This window comes from Caryophanon tenue, assembly GCF_001700315.1.
Classification (GTDB): domain Bacteria; phylum Bacillota; class Bacilli; order Bacillales_A; family Planococcaceae; genus Caryophanon; species Caryophanon tenue.
This window is the reverse complement of sequence record NZ_MASJ01000039.1, coordinates 329,562-346,366: the sequence shown is the minus strand read 5'-3', so window position 1 is coordinate 346,366 and position 16,805 is coordinate 329,562. Positions and strand designations below refer to the sequence as shown.

At 40.9% G+C, this 16,805-nt stretch carries 12 protein-coding genes and 7 tRNA genes; 10 read left to right on the top strand and 9 right to left on the bottom strand.

Features of this window, described 5'->3' with window-relative positions; genetic code table 11:
• Positions 1–59: 59 nt before the first annotated feature.
• The 7 genes from A6M13_RS14880 (at position 60) to A6M13_RS14850 (ending at position 678) form a co-directional block, all read left to right on the top strand.
• A tRNA-Cys gene (locus A6M13_RS14880) sits at positions 60–133 on the top strand.
• 7 nt (positions 134–140) lie between these two features.
• Positions 141–216: transfer RNA gene (locus A6M13_RS14875), tRNA-Ala, on the top strand.
• Positions 217–234: 18 nt separating this feature from the next.
• A tRNA-Ser gene (locus A6M13_RS14870) sits at positions 235–327 on the top strand.
• 28 nt (positions 328–355) lie between these two features.
• Positions 356–430: transfer RNA gene (locus A6M13_RS14865), tRNA-Met, on the top strand.
• Positions 431–433: 3 nt separating this feature from the next.
• Positions 434–509: transfer RNA gene (locus tag A6M13_RS14860), tRNA-Asp, on the top strand.
• 17 nt (positions 510–526) lie between these two features.
• Positions 527–602, top strand: a tRNA-Asn gene (locus A6M13_RS14855).
• A 4-nt stretch (positions 603–606) separates the two neighbouring features.
• A tRNA-Glu gene (locus A6M13_RS14850) sits at positions 607–678 on the top strand.
• Between the two features lie 376 nt (positions 679–1,054).
• On the opposite strand, the gene A6M13_RS14845 is transcribed toward A6M13_RS14850, so the two are convergent.
• From A6M13_RS14845 to proB, 3 genes are all read right to left on the bottom strand, one after another.
• Positions 1,055–1,600, bottom strand: a complete 546-nt coding sequence (locus tag A6M13_RS14845; protein WP_066548249.1) for a cupin domain-containing protein — start codon at positions 1,598–1,600, stop codon at positions 1,055–1,057.
• A gap of 96 nt (positions 1,601–1,696) precedes the next feature.
• The gene (locus A6M13_RS14840) at positions 1,697–2,947 is read right to left on the bottom strand and encodes a glutamate-5-semialdehyde dehydrogenase (RefSeq protein WP_066548247.1); all 1,251 of its coding nucleotides are present in this window, start codon (positions 2,945–2,947) and stop codon (positions 1,697–1,699) included.
• 19 nt (positions 2,948–2,966) lie between these two features.
• Positions 2,967–4,037 carry a glutamate 5-kinase gene (gene proB, locus A6M13_RS14835; RefSeq protein WP_066548246.1) on the bottom strand — a complete coding sequence of 357 codons (1,071 nt, stop codon included), beginning with the start codon at positions 4,035–4,037 and terminating at the stop codon, positions 2,967–2,969.
• Positions 4,038–4,459: 422 nt separating this feature from the next.
• On the opposite strand from proB, the gene A6M13_RS14830 reads away from it, so the two are divergent.
• Together A6M13_RS14830 and A6M13_RS14825 are read left to right on the top strand one after the other, a co-directional pair.
• Positions 4,460–5,281 (top strand): MBL fold metallo-hydrolase, encoded by an 822-nt coding sequence (locus A6M13_RS14830; protein ID WP_066548244.1) that lies wholly within the window; start codon positions 4,460–4,462, stop codon positions 5,279–5,281.
• Between the two features lie 81 nt (positions 5,282–5,362).
• A complete protein-coding gene (locus A6M13_RS14825; protein WP_066548242.1) occupies positions 5,363–5,695 on the top strand; it encodes a hypothetical protein in 333 nt (110 codons plus the stop codon).
• A gap of 188 nt (positions 5,696–5,883) precedes the next feature.
• Here A6M13_RS14825 and A6M13_RS14820 read toward each other — a convergent pair whose 3' ends face one another.
• The 6 genes from A6M13_RS14820 to gdhA all read right to left on the bottom strand — a co-directional run bounded on the left by A6M13_RS14820 (position 5,884) and on the right by gdhA (position 16,166).
• A complete protein-coding gene (locus A6M13_RS14820; RefSeq protein ID WP_066548240.1) occupies positions 5,884–6,456 on the bottom strand; it encodes a zinc ribbon domain-containing protein in 573 nt (190 codons plus the stop codon).
• Positions 6,453–7,337, bottom strand: coding sequence for a zinc ribbon domain-containing protein (locus A6M13_RS14815; protein WP_066548239.1), 885 nt, complete (start codon positions 7,335–7,337; stop codon positions 6,453–6,455). The genes A6M13_RS14820 and A6M13_RS14815 overlap by 4 nt, the downstream gene beginning before the upstream one ends.
• Before the next feature lie 249 nt (positions 7,338–7,586).
• Positions 7,587–11,489, bottom strand: a complete 3,903-nt coding sequence (locus tag A6M13_RS14810) for an S-layer homology domain-containing protein (RefSeq protein WP_066548238.1) — start codon at positions 11,487–11,489, stop codon at positions 7,587–7,589.
• 434 nt (positions 11,490–11,923) lie between these two features.
• The gene (gene pepF, locus A6M13_RS14805; RefSeq protein ID WP_066548236.1) at positions 11,924–13,729 is read right to left on the bottom strand and encodes an oligoendopeptidase F; all 1,806 of its coding nucleotides are present in this window, start codon (positions 13,727–13,729) and stop codon (positions 11,924–11,926) included.
• Between the two features lie 202 nt (positions 13,730–13,931).
• Positions 13,932–14,618 (bottom strand): phosphoribosylaminoimidazolesuccinocarboxamide synthase, encoded by a 687-nt coding sequence (locus tag A6M13_RS14800; protein WP_066548233.1) that lies wholly within the window; start codon positions 14,616–14,618, stop codon positions 13,932–13,934.
• Positions 14,619–14,798: 180 nt separating this feature from the next.
• A complete protein-coding gene (gene gdhA, locus A6M13_RS14795) occupies positions 14,799–16,166 on the bottom strand; it encodes an NADP-specific glutamate dehydrogenase (protein ID WP_066548205.1) in 1,368 nt (455 codons plus the stop codon).
• 181 nt (positions 16,167–16,347) lie between these two features.
• On the opposite strand from gdhA, the gene A6M13_RS14790 reads away from it, so the two are divergent.
• Positions 16,348–16,803, top strand: a complete 456-nt coding sequence (locus A6M13_RS14790) for a YaiI/YqxD family protein (protein ID WP_066548202.1) — start codon at positions 16,348–16,350, stop codon at positions 16,801–16,803.
• Positions 16,804–16,805: the final 2 nt, after the last annotated feature.

The following is a 16,805-nucleotide window of genomic DNA, read 5'->3' as shown; positions in this document are numbered from 1 at the left end:
CTCCTTAGGGTTCGGCGGTTCGAATCCGTCCCCCTCCACCATTTATATTTTCCCAATGTGGCGGCATAGCCAAGTGGTAAGGCATGGGTCTGCAACACCCTGACCGCCGGTTCAAATCCGACTGCCGCCTCCATAAATTTGGGGCCTTAGCTCAGCTGGGAGAGCGCCTGCCTTGCACGCAGGAGGTCAGCGGTTCGATCCCGCTAGGCTCCACCAATTATATTTATTCCCTTTGGAGGTATACCCAAGTCTGGCTGAAGGGATCGGTCTTGAAAACCGACAGGCGGGTAACACCGCGCGGGGGTTCGAATCCCTCTACCTCCTCCATTTTTAAAAATTTAATAATATGTATTGTCGCGGGGTGGAGCAGTGGTAGCTCGTCGGGCTCATAACCCGAAGGTCACAGGTTCAAGTCCTGTCCCCGCAACCAAATGGTCCCGTGGTGTAGCGGTTAACATGCCTGCCTGTCACGCAGGAGATCGCCGGTTCGATCCCGGTCGGGACCGCCATTTATTTCTTTTATTATTCCGAAGTAGCTCAGTTGGTAGAGCATCCGGCTGTTAACCGGCAGGTCGCAGGTTCGAGTCCTGCCTTCGGAGCCATAAAGGCCCGTTGGTCAAGTGGTTAAGACACCGCCCTTTCACGGCGGTAACACGGGTTCGAATCCCGTACGGGTCATACGAAAAAAGCACGTAGCATTCATTGCTACGTGCTTTTTGTATTTTATATTGAAAGAAATGTATAGCAAATAAGGTTGCTCGCGAAAAATATTTCTGTAGGTGACGATATGAGCATAGTAAGTATACGCTGTTACTTTTCAAAGTGTATAGAACATAAAATATAGCTTCAAGCTTGTTTGTAGGCAATTCGCGTATACAAAATATACGTTTTCCTTTTTAGTTGAACTGGAACAGCTAGTAGGTAACGAATAGCAAACATCTCGCTTTAAAATAATGAAGCATATATTTGTTACATGAAACAACATACCTCTATACAGTAGCTTGCTTTTAGCTCATATAAATATGGCTAAAAGCAAGTGGTTATGGATATTGTGTTAAGGCGTCGTATATTTTTTTAATCCTTTATACATACCGAATGCTTTCCCGATTTTAGTAAGGACGCTAAACAGTACACGCTGTGTTTTTAATGATTTGCCTGCAATTAATGTGTTTTGAAGCTTTAAAATATAAAGCAAATGGAAGAGGTTTTTTGGTACACCTTTATCGTCTGTTAAGCCATCTGCCATTAAACCATAATGAATACGAACAGATTGTTCAAATTGTGATGGTGGTGTTAAACGCACTTCAAATGTAACGGGTGTATCATGAGAATTTGTAAATGTATGGGCCGTACCAATTGGCGCGGTAATGGTGTCACCTGCTACGAGCGTGTGTACAGTTGTATCGACAGTGACTGTTAATGTTCCTTCTTTGACGGTAAATACTTCAACAAATTCATCATGGTAGTGAAGTGGTGGTCCATCACCTTGTGGGGGTAACGATACCTCAATACGCAAATATTGGCCGTTTGTGTCAGCTGCGGTTTCTAAAAATGTAATGGCTTCGCTGGTATAGCGATGTGTGACGGTTTGTGCAAGCATAAAAAACCTCCTATGTGTTTTGTCATAGTATTATTATGCTATAAATTGATGCATTTAAAAAGAGCTACTCAAAACTTTAGGAGTAGCTCTTTTCGATTATCCGCGAATTTGTCCGTTACCAATGCCGATATATTTCGTTGATGTTAATGCTGGTAAGCCCATAGGACCGCGTGCATGTAGTTTTTGTGTACTAATACCAATTTCTGCACCGTAACCGTATTCAAAGCCGTCTGTAAAGCGTGTAGAGGCGTTGTGATACACAGCTGCTGCGTCTACATTACGTAAAAATGTTTGGGCGTTTGCTGCATCTTCCGTTAAGATAGCTTCCGAATGGTTTGTGCCGTACGTATTAATATGTGTAATTGCTTCAAATACGTCATCAATGACTTTAACACTTAATTTTAAGTCTAAATATTCATGACCCCAATCGTCATCTGTAGCCGCGGTAGTAGCAGGGAAAGCGGCTTGTACAGCATCGTCACCAATAATTGTAACATTTGCTTGTGCAAGGGCTTCAAATAGTGCTACGCCATGTGTTGCAAACCATGAACGCTCGATTAATAAGCTCTCAATGGCATTACATACAGAAGGGCGCTGTGTTTTCGCATTTAATACGATGCTTTTTGTCATGTCTACATTTGCAGAGGCATCAATAAAGATATGACAGTTTCCTGCGCCTGTTTCAAGTACAGGTACACTTGCTTCACGCACAACTAAATTAATGAGTGCTGCGCCGCCGCGTGGAATTAATACGTCTAAATACTCTGTTAAATGGAATAGTTCAGCTGCAGCTTCACGGCTCGTATCTTCAATTAATTGTACCGCGTCAACTGGGCAGTCTGTTGTAGCAAGTGCTGTGTGAATCGATGCTACAAGTGCCATATTTGAATGTTTAGCAGAAGAAGAGCCACGTAAAATAACGGCGTTTCCTGTTTTTAAACATAGTGTGGCTGCATCAATTGTTACGTTTGGACGTGATTCATAAATCATCCCGACAACACCAAGTGGTACGCGCACTTTTTGAACGTGTAAACCGTTATCCTTGGTGAAATCTTCTAATACTTCGCCAACTGGGTCAGCTAAATCAATTAATAATTCAATGGCATCTGCCATCGCTTGAATGCGGTCGTGTGTTAATAGCATACGATCAATTGTTGAAGCTGGTAATTGTTGTGCCTCGGCTGCTGTAATATCTAAGGCGTTTTGCGCTAAAATGGTATCTGCGTCTACAACAAGCTGTTTAGCAATCGCTTGCAGTGCCTCATTCTTTTGTGCAGTTGTTAAGGTGTTCATTGTGTAGCTTGCGCGTTTGGCAAGCTTGCCTTTTTGTGTAATTTCAGTTGTCATTATACATGCTCCTTGTCGTTTAAATTTGTACCCATTGGTCACGGTGAATTAGTGGTTTATCGGAAGCGCGTTTGCCAATAAGTGGTCGAATTTCATCGCTGCTATAGCTTATTTCGCCGCGTCCTAAATATTCTTTATTGTAATAAACAGCTACAACATCGCCTTTTTGGAAGATGCCATCAATCGCACAAACGCCCACGGGCAATAAGCTACCACCTTGTTCAATGAGCGCTACTTTCGCGCCTTCATCGACAAATAGTTTACCGCTAATTTCAGCAAGAGAAATCCATTGCTTGCTCGTATTGACGATTTTTAATGCGTCATGCTCAATGTACGTTCCGTCACCAAGCCCTGCTAATATTTCCGTTAGTTTATAGGTGCCTTGTCCCGTCCCGATAAATGTTTTTACGCCGAAATTGAGTGCTACACGCGCAGCAAGTAATTTGGATTGCATGCCGCCCGTTCCAACTTTTGAACCTGCGCCATCTGCAAATCCAAGCATGTCATCGGTAATTTCGTGAAGTTGGTCTAAACGTTTTGCGTCTGGATTTTTCATTGGATTGGCATCATATAAGCCGTTAATATCCGTTAAAATAATGAGCTGATCTGCATGTACTAGGCCACTGACAAGGGCAGACAGCATATCGTTATCGCCAAACGTTAACTCACTAATTGAAACGGTATCATTTTCGTTAATAATCGGAATGACGGAGCGGTCCAGTAATTCTGAGAATGTAGCATACGCATTTTTATAGCGCTCTTTTTTCGAAAAGTCATTGCGTGTTAGCAGTACTTGAGCAGCGATAATGCCAAATTGTTCAAAAGCACTCATATATGCTTGAATGAGCACACTTTGTCCAACAGCGGCTGCGGCTTGTTTGCCTTTTAGCGTGACCGGACGAGATGAGTAGCCAAGCTTACGGAAACCTGCTGCGACAGCGCCAGACGACACGAGTAACACTTCATGCCCTTGCTGTTTTAAACGCGCAATTGCACCAATATGGTCATGAAATTTAAAATAATCCAGCTCACCTTTTGCATTTGTCAGTGAGCTACTGCCAATCTTGACAACGATGCGTTTTTTTTCCATCGATAATTCCTCCAATACAAATAAAAAAGCCTTCTCATCCTATTATGAATAGGACGAAAAGGCATATGTTTTCCGTGGTACCACCTAAATTGAGCATTGCTACTCCACTTAAACCTCATAACGCTTGAGACTGCGCCTAGCTTGTACTAGGGATATTTTTATAGAAGGTAGGTTTCGGTAGTGGGCTATGCGAAATCTTGCAGCCGGTGAATTTCGCTCTCTTCATAGCTTGTTGCTACGTACTGGTCTTCTTATCATAAATATATTTAGTTACCTTCAATATAGCTGTACATCCATCATTATGTCAAGTGTAGAAATATGCTTGTCAGAAAAATTAGAAACTTTATTGAAATAATGATTTGAAAAAATCCTACCAGTTGGTCATAATAAACAAGGAAAGAGCAAGAGGAGGTACAGGCAACATGACAACATGGTGCGAGCAACAACAAATTGAAGGTGTTACCTGCACAAAAGGGTTTCATCAACTGGCGCAAGTACGTCAAGTGAGTGTGTATACATATATGACGGAAGGGCTTGTCATTGATGTCGGTGGCAGTAAAATACCACAGTTCCGTGATGTGTTGAAGCAACAGTCACCTGAAGCTGTGTTACTAACACATCATCATGAAGACCATACAGGCAATAGTGCTTGGGTTGAGCAACACTTACAAATTCCACAATACATTCACCGTTCATCGGTAAAAGATATGACGCAAAAAGCCAATAATCCTTTGTATCGGCAGCAAGTGTGGGGAACACGTGAAGCGTTTACCGCATTGCCACTAAGCGATACATTTACAGCGAAGTCTATATGGGATGTGATCGAGACACCGGGTCATGCAAGTGACCATGTCGCTTTTTATAACCGTAGCACAGGGCATTTATTTGCGGGAGATTTATTTGTCGCACCAAAATTAAAAATTATGCTAGAGGGAGAATCATATAGTACACTACTGCATTCGCTCCAAAACATACAAGCGATTGATTATAGCGGTGTGTTTTGTCACCACGCAGGATTCTTAACAGATGCGCGTTCATTAATCGACCGTAAAATTACGTATATGCAGGAGTTTGCAGAGCAAGTAGTACGTTTACATGATCGTGGTATGCCTACGACGCAAATTGTTGCCGAGTTACTGCCACATACACATGTGATGGAAGCGGTATCGGATGGTGAGTGGAGTCGCCACTATTTAGTGAATACGATTGTTCAAGAGCGTGACGCGATTTTTATGACCGTATAACGGACGTCGCTTTGTGTAACGGTGTAAGTTAGTATATAATTTTTAACAGATAAGTACATTTGAAGGAAAGTAGGCGACAGTATGCGAGCAAATTGCGGCTGTAAAGAAGGAACGACGACTAATATTACAATAGAAGGTGAATTTGGCGCAGATGCATTATGGTGTACAAAATGTACGTATAATTTAGATGTTGAAGAGTTACCTGTATCAGATAGTATAAAAGATGCGTTATTAGATTGGGCAGCACAATACGGTGTATGGATTGATTTAGAGACAAACCGTTTAGTAGAGGATGCCGAACAACTAGAAAAAACACATAATGCAGCGGGGCAAGTGTTAGCAGACAAGTTGAAAGCGGAACTAGGCATTGCTTATACGATTCAATTTACACCATCTGTTATGAGTGCATCATAGTAGAGATATCGCTCACGAAGGGTCAAAAGTTTTTTCGCGAAAAGCGTGGCTCAAAACGGAGCCAACTCGACGATATATAAATAAAACAAAGCTCTGGCGAATATGGCATTCGTCAGAGCTTTGTTCAATTCAGAGGAGAGTGCCTCAGTTCATTTTTCATTTATCAAGTAGCGTCCTCGACATCAAGCCTACTTTAAACGGCGTCTGACGCTCTGTAATAAGGCAATGCTATAAAAGATAGCCAAAACGATAAACGTTGCAAATACGAGTGGATATATGCTTTCTAGCTGTTCTACTGGAATATGTGCACGTAGTTCATCTGAGAACGCTGTATGCCCTTGTACAATTTCATAAACGGCAAAAGCTTGATAGCTACTCATGATTAAACCAACAATCGCCATCATGAACGTAACAATCCGCCCGTACACAATCACGCGACGACGAGCAAAATGCTTCAGTAAAAATGCCATCATACCGATGTAGCAGACGAAACAAATGATCAGTGCGAGCAAAAAGCGATAATCTGTGTTGCCACTGACTACATTGTACATATGAAATGCCCAATGTGTGTGCGTAAATGCAATCGACAAGCTGACCATGCCGCCAAGTAATAGCACGAACAGTCCATAAATGGGTAGCCACCATGTAAATGTGTATTTTTCAATAAACTGGCCAATATCATCTAATTTTTGACCGCAATTGCCACAAAACTTCGCTGTTATTGGATGGATGCGGTCACATGTTGCACAATAACGTTTCACTGTTCGTCACCTACTGGGAAATCAGCTGTGTATGTACCTGCTGCTTGAAGCGTAATCGGTACAGTAGCAGTACGGTTTTTATGGCTAAGGGTCATATCATATGTACCTGGTACTGCGTAAATGTTAAAAATCTCTTTAGCATAAATACTAAATAGCTCGGTATCACCAATAACAATCGTTTCGTATTGAAGCGGTGCAATGAGTGTAATGTCGACCGGTAAATAGCGTAGCGACATATTCGATAAGCCATACGTAGATGTGATATTCATTTCGACAATATCTTCACCAGCTGCATTTTGCAGAACGGCAAACTCCTTTTCCTCATCAATGGCTGCTTGAAGTTGTAACGATAGCAGTGGCCATTCATCAACAAATGTCTCAAAGAAATGTTCCGGTGTTGCAATCATTGGTGATGGCTTTATAAACGCATCATAAAACGTTTGATGATTTTGTTGTTCAAATGCGCTATTGATAGAATCGAGCGTTTTTTGCGGTGACGGTAACGCGCTCCAGAGCAATGTGAAGATGCCAACGATGCTCACCAGTAATACGGTAATGAGCGTATACGACAACACAAGTGCGATTGGGAGCGGCTTGCGTTGCTTTTTCTTTTCCTCTTTTGGCGGTACACTTGGTGTTTCTGCTATTTGCGTTGTTTCAGGCGCACTCGCTGGAGGGAAAATGGTTTCAATTGCTTCATTTGTCTTTACGGGTGTTGGTGGCATTGATGCCGCAGCAATAATTTCGTCAATGTCTAAATTTTGCGTCTCAACTGTCGCTTCGCTAGTCGGTGGTGGTAATGTAATGCGTGAACCACATGCTTCGCAATATGCCATCGTGTCGTCAATTGGTTGCTGGCAGTTCGTACAACGTAAATCCATGAGCACACCTTCTTTCTGTATATACATAGAATATGTTGATTATATCAAAAGAATTAGGTCTATACTCATTCTTTTTTTAGGTAATTTTGTCTGTTTTCAAAAGAAATGATAATAAAAGAAAACATAACGCGACCCGTAACATGGCAGAAGGGAATTTGCTGTAAAGTAGGTGCTTTTATAAATGAAAAGATACCGCTATCCAAGATGAATGCTCATTTCGGATAGCGGTATCGCGTTAAAAGAAGTAGATTATAAAGATTTTACGATTTTTAATGTGCTGTTTAATAATTTCGCCATTTGTAAACGCGTTAAGTGTTCAGCTGGTTTTGCTGCACCGGCATCACCTGTTAAAATTTGCAGCTGTTGTAATGTTGCAAAGGCAGGTTTTGCATAGTCAGAAATTTTCGCTGCATCTGTAAAGTCTGGCGTTGTAGCTGTGGCTTTATAGCCTTTATATTCAAGTACACGGAATAAAATGGCCGCTGCTTGTTGACGTGTTAATGTTGCACCAGGCTCAAATGTTGAGTCACTTGTTCCCGTTAAAATGCCTGCTTCATATAATGCTTGTACAGATGATTCGTACCATTTGCCATCAACGTCTGTAAATACGGTATTCGTTGATGAAGATAACTCTAACGCACGGGTAACCATAACCGCAAATTGTGCGCGTGTCATATTTGCTTGTGGTGAATATGTTGTAGCTGTTGTTCCTGTTGTAATACCTGCTGCGAATAAGTCGTGAATATCTTGTTCAGCGTAAAGACCGGCAATATCTGTGAACGGTGCAACTACTGGAGCAGGTGCCGGTGTTTCTCCGTCTGTTTCACCATTGTCTGTATCTGTATCGCCTTCGTCAGGTGTTTCCGTACCAGGTTGTTCTTCACCATCTGTATTTCCTTCACCAGGAGCAGGTGGTGGCTCAGTTGTAGAGCCATCCGGTGTTGTCGGTGGTGGTGTTACAGGAAGTACGCTGCCATCTTGGTCTGAAGCAGTAGGGAATTGTGTGTCATTGTTTACTTTGTCACCTAATGTTAACGTTACGGCTACGTTTGTATATGTGTGCTCATAGCCAACAGCCGGTACGGATACAGACATTGTTGCTGTAATGTTATTTAATGATGTCGTTGTAAATTCATACACACCTTTTGCGACTTGTGTAGAGTTGCCAATCGATAAGCTTTGAATTGTATCACTGCTCTTCACATAGACACGTACTTTATACACATCGCCTTCACGAATAACGCTTGCAGTAGGGCTTAAGAAGCTATCCCCAGTTGAACCAAATGAGATGGATGCGTTATACGTACCATTTGGTGTTTGCACTTGCTCATTACCACCAGTTGAGCCGCCGCCAGTCGAACCACCGCCAGTCGAACCACCGCCAGTCGAACCACCAGGTGTAGTCGTCGGTGGTGTCGGTGTAACAGGATCTGTTGTTGGTGGTGTAACAGGCGTTTCAGGTGTCGGTGTAACATCTACTGCTGGTACGTCCTCTAGTTGTGTAATGGTCTCAGCAATTGTAATAACCGCTGCTACAGCATGTTCTTCGTTATCATACGTAAATGTTAAGTCATCTAACGTTGGTGCTGTAAACGTAATTTTTTCGAATGCTGAATCGTTAGAAGGTGTACGTGCTGCTTCGTAATAGGTTTCTGTGCCAGCAGCAATTTTAGTGATCGCACCTTTTTTAGCTGTTACAGTCATTTCAATGCCATCTGCTACACGTTCAACTGTCGCACGTTTTACAGGGTTTTCAGCGTTATTAGCAAAAATAATCGCTGCTTGTGTAGGTGCTTGTAGCTCTGTTTCTGGTGTTACAGCTGTTACGCCATCCGTATAGGTAAATGCTGTTGCTTCTGATGCTTGAATGTTTTGCAGTACTAATTGTAAGTCTGTATAAACATGCTCATATACACCAGGAATGCTTACCGATAAATAAACGGATAATGCTTGCTCTACATTTGTAACAGGCACAAGATACACATTGTACGTTGTGTCGTCAATTGTTACTTCTTTTTGTGGTGTTTGTGCAACATCGTTAATCGCAATTGAGCTGATACCTGCATTTTTGACAGCTAATTGTACGTAAGCTTTGCCATCGACAACGAATAATTGTGATTGTTGGTATAAGAAGCTATCGCCAGTTGTACTGTTGAATGTTAAGAATGTATCGTAGAAGCCTGTTCCAAGTGCAAGTGCTGTTGATTCTTCGTCTGGTGTTTCAACAGGTGCGTCAATTTGAATCGTAAAGTTTGTCATAGTTGTTGGCGCAAATTTGACAGCTGCTTTTACAGCAATCGCATCTGTTAAGTTCGCTACATCAAATGACACTACTTTTGTATTCGATGTTTCTTCTTCTTTTACAGTTGTTACAGCAGTAGCATTCACTGTAAATGTTGAGACGATATCCGCTGATGCCATTTCCACAAATACGGTATAGCCTGTAGCTGTTTTTTCAGCGTACATATTTTTTAGCATGCTTGCAAAACGTTGCCCAGCCGCGTCAATGATATAGGTTACTTGTTCACCTGTGCCGTCATATGTCGCATCTGCAGGTGGTGTATACGTATATTCGCCTGGTGTGAAGTCAAGTTCATAATCATGGCCCATTTGTGTTGTACCGGCGTTGTAGCCAATCGATGCTGCTTTCACGCTATCAATATTGTCAAAGTTAAATAATACATTTGTATACGTTACTTTTGCTGGATTACCGAAGCGGTCTGTGCCATCTTCTTCAAATGTACCAAGTACTTCACCTGATTGGCCGTCAATTTCGAACTTTGTGAAAATCTCGTAATTGCTAACAGCTAATGTTACATCATATGTGCCATCTTCTTTCACGACAACTTTTGCTGGTTTACTATTAATCGCAGTGAAGTGAGATGAGTTTGTTTCACCTTTGTAATACGTTTCAAATGGTGCAATTGTTGGATCGTACTCGCCAGGCGTGAAGTCTAGTGCAAAGTCATGTCCCATTTCTACAGGTCCAGCGTTGTAAGCGATGGCTGCTTGCTTGACGTTTTTAATATCATCAAATAGGAATTCAACGTTTGAATACGTAATTTTTGTTGGATTGCCTTGACGGTCCGTGCCATCTTCTTCAAATGTGCTAATGACTGTCCCTTGTTTACCATCAATTTCAAATTTCGTGAAAATATTATAGCCACTTACAGCTAATGTCACAGCGTATTGACCGTCTTTTTTCACAATTTTTGCTGGCTTCGTATTTAACGAAGAGAAATGCGTACTGTTTGTTTGGAATTTATAGTACGTATCGAATGCTTGTTCATATGAGCCATCGTATTCACCAGGTGTGAAGTCAATGTTGAAGGCATGGCTCATTTCACCAATAGGTCCTGCATTATAGGCGATAAGTGCATCTTTTACATCATCTAAATCATCAAATGTAAAGGCCACTTTCGTAAACTTCACCATCGTTGGGTTGCCTTGGCGGTCCGTGCCTTCTTCCTCATATGTTTCGCCAGGCACACCTTGTTGCCCACCGATTTCAAATTTTGTAAAGATATCATAGCCACTTACATCAAGTGTCACCGTATATTGACGATTTGCATAGCTAACATGAGCAGGTTTACTTACTAAAGAAGAGAAGTGCGACGAATTTATTTCTCCTTTGTAGTATGTTTCTGGTGCAACGTATGAAGGATCATATTCACCAGGTGTGAAGTCAAGCTCAAAATCATGGCTCATGCTGAAGCCAGCTGCGCTATATGCAACAGTCGCGTGTTTCACATCATCAATTGAGTCGAATGTGAAGTGTACTTTCGTATACGTTACCGTTGTTGGATTTCCTTGACGGTCTGTACCTGGCTCGTCAAACGTTTCACCAGCGATACCTTGCTGTCCATCGATTTCAAACTTTGTAAAAATATCATAGCCAGAAACTTGTACGGTTACTTTATATGTATCGTCCGTTTTCTCAATGATCGCTGGCTTTGTATTGAGCATGGCAAAGCTTGAGCTATTTGTTGTAAATTTATAATATGTTTCGAATGAGCTTTCTGATACAGATTGCTCGGCTGCCGCAACGGAAGTCGTTACAGAAGGAATGATAGGGGTAATGGCGATCGATGCTGCTAAACCTACAATAAATTTATTACGTAGGCGGAAATTGTTACGAAATAGTTTTGACACGGAAAATCCTCCTCTAAATATGTAAATGATTATCATTATCAATTGATACTTAGTATAGCTTTTTTGGCAGATGTGTCAAATTTCAAAGGAGGCCGTTTTTTTATAAAATTTCGGCAAAAAAGATGGTCGTTTGAATGTGAAATGTCTAGATCATTTAAAATGATCAGAAAAGAAATGGCAAAAAGACATAAAACTATTTTTTAGCAGGAGGAAAAAAAGTAGGTGAAGTTTCCTGTTGATGTGATGCGGTTTGGAGGGCGAACACTCGTAGATAGAACGTGATGAACAAAGAGTCGTACCTCAATGAAAAGAGTAGCGTGTGTGTTGTGAAAAATTGTGATGTTGCCGAGTGAAGTGGCTCGTCATACACACATAAAACAACCTACTAAAATACCAACTGAATGTGGCATATAGTAGGTTGTTTATAGGCACTCTTATTGGTTATCTAGCTCGTTTGTTAACGTTTCTAGCTCGTCAATTAATGAGCCGATATAAGCAATTGTATCGCGTAAAGGTTGTTCGGTTGTAACATCAACACCTGCCATTTTTGCAAGCTCTGCAGGCGATTTTGTGCCACCAGCTTGTAAAACAGCTAACCAGTCATCAACAGCAGGCTGACCTTCACGTAAAATACGCTGCGATACTTGTGTTGAAATTGTTAAGCCAGCACTGTATGTGTATGGATATAATCCCATATAGTAGTGTGGTTGGCGCATCCATGTTAATTCAGCACCGTCGTTTAATGTAACGGTATCTCCCCAGAATTCTTCAAGAACAGCGCGTTTTAACTCATTTAATAGCGGTGCATGTAAGCTTTTTCCTGCATCAATAAGCTCATACACTTTACGTTGGTACGCAGCTTCTAATAAATGCGTGACAAAGTTATGGTAGTACGTACGTGCCACAATTGATGAAATCACCCAACGTTTAAAGCGAGCATCATCTGAGTTTTTCAATAAATGATTAGCCATTAACATTTCATTCATTGTTGATGGTGCTTCAATGAAGTAAAGAGAAGGGCGAGCATCAAAAATATTTTGGTGTTTTTGTGCTTCATAGAAATGTCCAGCATGTCCAAGTTCGTGTGCTAATACAAACACTTCATTCATACGGCTCGTCCATGAAATGAGCACATACGGATGTACACCGTACGGGCTTGAACAAAACGCGCCTGTTGATTTACCTTCATTGTTCGCGAAATCAATCCAGCGTTCATCAAATGCACGGTCTAGCATTGCTTGATAATCATCACCCATAATGCCTAACGCATCTTGCATATATTGACGTGATTCCTCGACTGTAATCGTTGGTTCATAACCAGGGTCTAACGGTATTTTTAAATCTGCAAATGTCATGTTGTCTAAGTTATGCACGCGTTGTAACAGTTTTGCGTATTTGCGCATGTGTGGCGCAAGCTCTGTCATAATCACGTCGATTTGACGGTTATACATATCGCGGTCTACCTCTTGCGGGAACAATAAGAAATCGAGTACTGAATCGTAACCCCGTAAGTCCGCTTCTGTTTTTTCTTGCTTCACATGTGTTTCATATGTTTTAGCCGTTGTATGTTGGTAATCACGTAATTTTGCCGAGAATGCATCAAAGGCAGCGCGGCGTATGTCTGTATTGGTTTCAAGCTCCCAATCACCTTCAAATAAATTATAGCTCATCGGGTAATCTTTGCCTTCCACTGTGAAGTCTGGGAACTTCATATCAACCAGTTTTGTCGTATTATATAGTGCGTACGGTGCGTTCCATGTTCCGCTAAATGCCGCTAATGCCTTTTCTACTTCAGGGTGTAGTGTGTACGGCTTTTCACGTAAAATCGCTGCTAAAAAGTTTTTGTATTGCGGTGCTTGCTGCATCGTTTCATCTAAAAGCGCAGCTGGTAATTGTAATAGGTCACTTTGTAAAAATGCCGTTTGTGCCGCAATTTTAGCAAATGCTGTTCCGACTGCACCGGCACGCATTTGATGCTCCGTATTCGTTTGGTCGACACTATGATGCAAGTTTGCATATGTACCGATACGTGTCATCACAAGACGAAGTTGTTCCAGCGCTTCTAGCGCCTTAATAATCGTTGTGCTATCTTGTAAATTTCCTGCAAACTGTGCTTCAAAATCTGTTGCTTGTTGCTGCACCTGTTGTAGTGCTTCTTCAAACTGTTGTTCAGTTGTATAAAAATGTGTTAAATCCCATGTTTCTTCGACAGCTACCGCTGCGCGTGATGGAAATGCCATAAAAATCGCTCCTTTTTATTACGGTTTACGAAATAAATGTATCATATTTTTGAATTGTTTGAAATAAAAAAGTATAGGCCAAATGAGTAGGGAAGAGAACTGTTCGTAAAAGTAGATGGAATTCATCTCAAACGGTTATATATAATAGAAGAAAAAAACTGTAGGAGACGTTTTTGTCTCCTACAGTTTTTAGTGAGTGTGCTTATTTCGCTAGCATAATTTGTTCAAGTTGTAATGGCTCGATATACGTATCACCTTTATATGCGCGCATATTACCGCCAGAAATTTCATCGATTAATAAAATTTCATTTGTTTTTGCATCACGGCCGAACTCTAATTTAATATCGTAAAGTGTTAAGCCTTTTTTCTCTAGTTCCGCTGCTACAAACTTTGAAATTTCAATTGTACGATGTTTTAAAATCGCATATTCTTCAAGTGTTAAAAGACCAAGCATATCAAGTGCGTCCGCAGAAATTGGAGGATCTAAGCGCTCGTCATCTTTAATTGTTACTTCAACGAATGAATCAAGGTCTTGTCCTTCTTGTACGTAAGCACCATAGCGACGTAAAAAGCTACCAACTGCTTTGAAGCGGCAAATTACTTCTAACCCTTTACCGAATACTGTTGCAGGCTTTACAGTCATTGTAGCATCGTCAAAGTTTGCATCTACGTAGTGTGTTGGTACACCTTGCTCATTTAGTTTTGAATAAAAGAATGATGTTAAACGTAAGCCAGCTAAACCAGCGCCATCAATTGTTAGACCAACTGTGTTAGCACCTGGGTCAAATACGCCGTTTTCACCTGTTACATCATCTTTAAACTTTAATAAATAATGACCATCTTCTAATGCAAATACATCTTTTGTTTTACCAGTATATAATAATTCCACAAAAAACCCTCCAATATTGAATATGTTCATATTATAAACGAACATTATTAGCTATTCTACAATAAATTGTTCGTTTATTATAAGACGGATGTCTGACGAGTGTGTCATTTTGTCATCAAGAAAAGAGCTGGTGCTATGGAGCGACCAGCTCTTTCAAAAGCCGAACGAATAAAGATATAATTAATATACGCCTTCAGAAACTAAGCCGTTTGCTACTTTTACAAAGCCAGCGATGTTTGAGCCGATAACTAAATTGCCAGCGAAACCATATTTTTCAGCAGCTTCTTTTGACTCTGTATAAATTGAGTGCATAATTTCTTGTAATTTGCCATCAACTTCTGCGAATGACCAAGATGTACGGCCAGAGTTTTGAGACATTTCAAGTGCAGATGTTGCTACACCACCAGCGTTTGCAGCTTTTGCTGGACCGAAGTATACATCATTGTCTAAGAATAGGTTGATTGCTTCTAAGTCAGAAGGCATGTTTGCACCTTCTGCAACAAATTTCACACCGTTGTCGATTAATGTACGTGCCGCATCGCCGTTAATTTCATTTTGTGTTGCACATGGCAACGCGATGTCACATGGAATTGACCAGATAGCGTCACATCCTGGTGTAAATGTTGCATTAGGGCGGTAGTTTAAGTACGTTGAAATACGCTCACCTTTTACTTCTTTAATATCTTTTAATGCGTGTAAATCAATACCTTCTGGGTCATAAATATAACCAGAAGAATCAGAGGCAGCGACTACTTTTGCACCGTAGTGTTGTGCTTTTTCAATCGCGTAAATCGCAACATTTCCTGAGCCAGATACAACAACTGTTTTATCTAGGAATGACTCGCTTTTTTCGCGTAACATTTCTGCAACGAAGTATACTAAGCCGTAGCCCGTTGCTTCTTTACGTGCTAATGAACCACCGTAACCAGGTGTTTTACCTGTTAATACGCCTGCTTCATATGCGCCGCGAATACGTTTGTATTGTCCCCATAAATAACCGATTTCACGACCACCAACACCGATATCACCAGCTGGTACATCGACATCTGGTCCAATGTGACGGTATAATTCTGTCATAAAGGCTTGGCAGAAGCGCATGATTTCAGCATCTGATTTGCCTTTCGGGTTAAAGTCAGAACCGCCTTTACCACCACCGATTGGTAAACCTGTTAATGCATTTTTGAAAATTTGTTCGAACGCTAAAAACTTCATAATTGATTCATTTACAGAAGGGTGGAAACGAAGTCCGCCTTTGTATGGTCCAATTACGTTATTGAATTGTACACGGTAACCGCGGTTAACATGAACGTTATTATTATCATCTTGCCATGTTACACGGAATGAAATAATACGGTCTGGTTCAACGATACGGCTTAAAACATTATGAGTAATATATTCCGGATGTTGTTCAAAAACGGGTGTTAAAGAAAGTAAAATTTCTTCAGCAGCTTGAAGGAATTCAGGCTGATGTGCATTTTTTTCTTTTAACTGTGTGAACACCTCATCGATATATTGTTGTGCTGCTGTGTAGTTTAATTCTGTCGTCATTGTGTTACCCCCAAATTTCTTAATAGGTGTATGTTACACTGAATTATATTGTGTGAGCAATAAAAATATTCAGATAACTAACACAGTTACGTCATGCACCTCACAAAAAATGTGAGGAAATAATTATGTTGAAATAATTTAAAGTCGAAATTCATATCAAAAAGAGAAAGGTTGTGACTTTGTGAAATTACGCTTACTAATAGACGCAGATGCTTGTCCTGTATTGGATTTAGCGCTCTCTATATCATCACAATATGAGATAGAAACTATCTTGTTTTGCGATACATCGCATTCGATAAATAGGGAGGGAGCAAAAACAATTATGGTAGATAAAGGGGCTGACTCGGTTGATTTTAAGCTATTGAGTGCGCTTTCAAAAGGGGATATTGTTGTGACACAAGATTATGGGCTTGGCGCAATGGCACTTGCGAAAGGCGGATATGTTGTGAATCAAAATGGGCTAGAGATGACATCAGACAACATTGATGGATTATTAGCGCAACGACATATTAGTGCAAAAATTCGTCGTGCAGGTGGACGTACAAAAGGACCGAAAAAACGCACAGAAGAAAATAATTTGGCGTTTGAAATGAAATTTCGACAAATTTGTGAACGTGCGGTTTTAGCCAGAAAATAGGA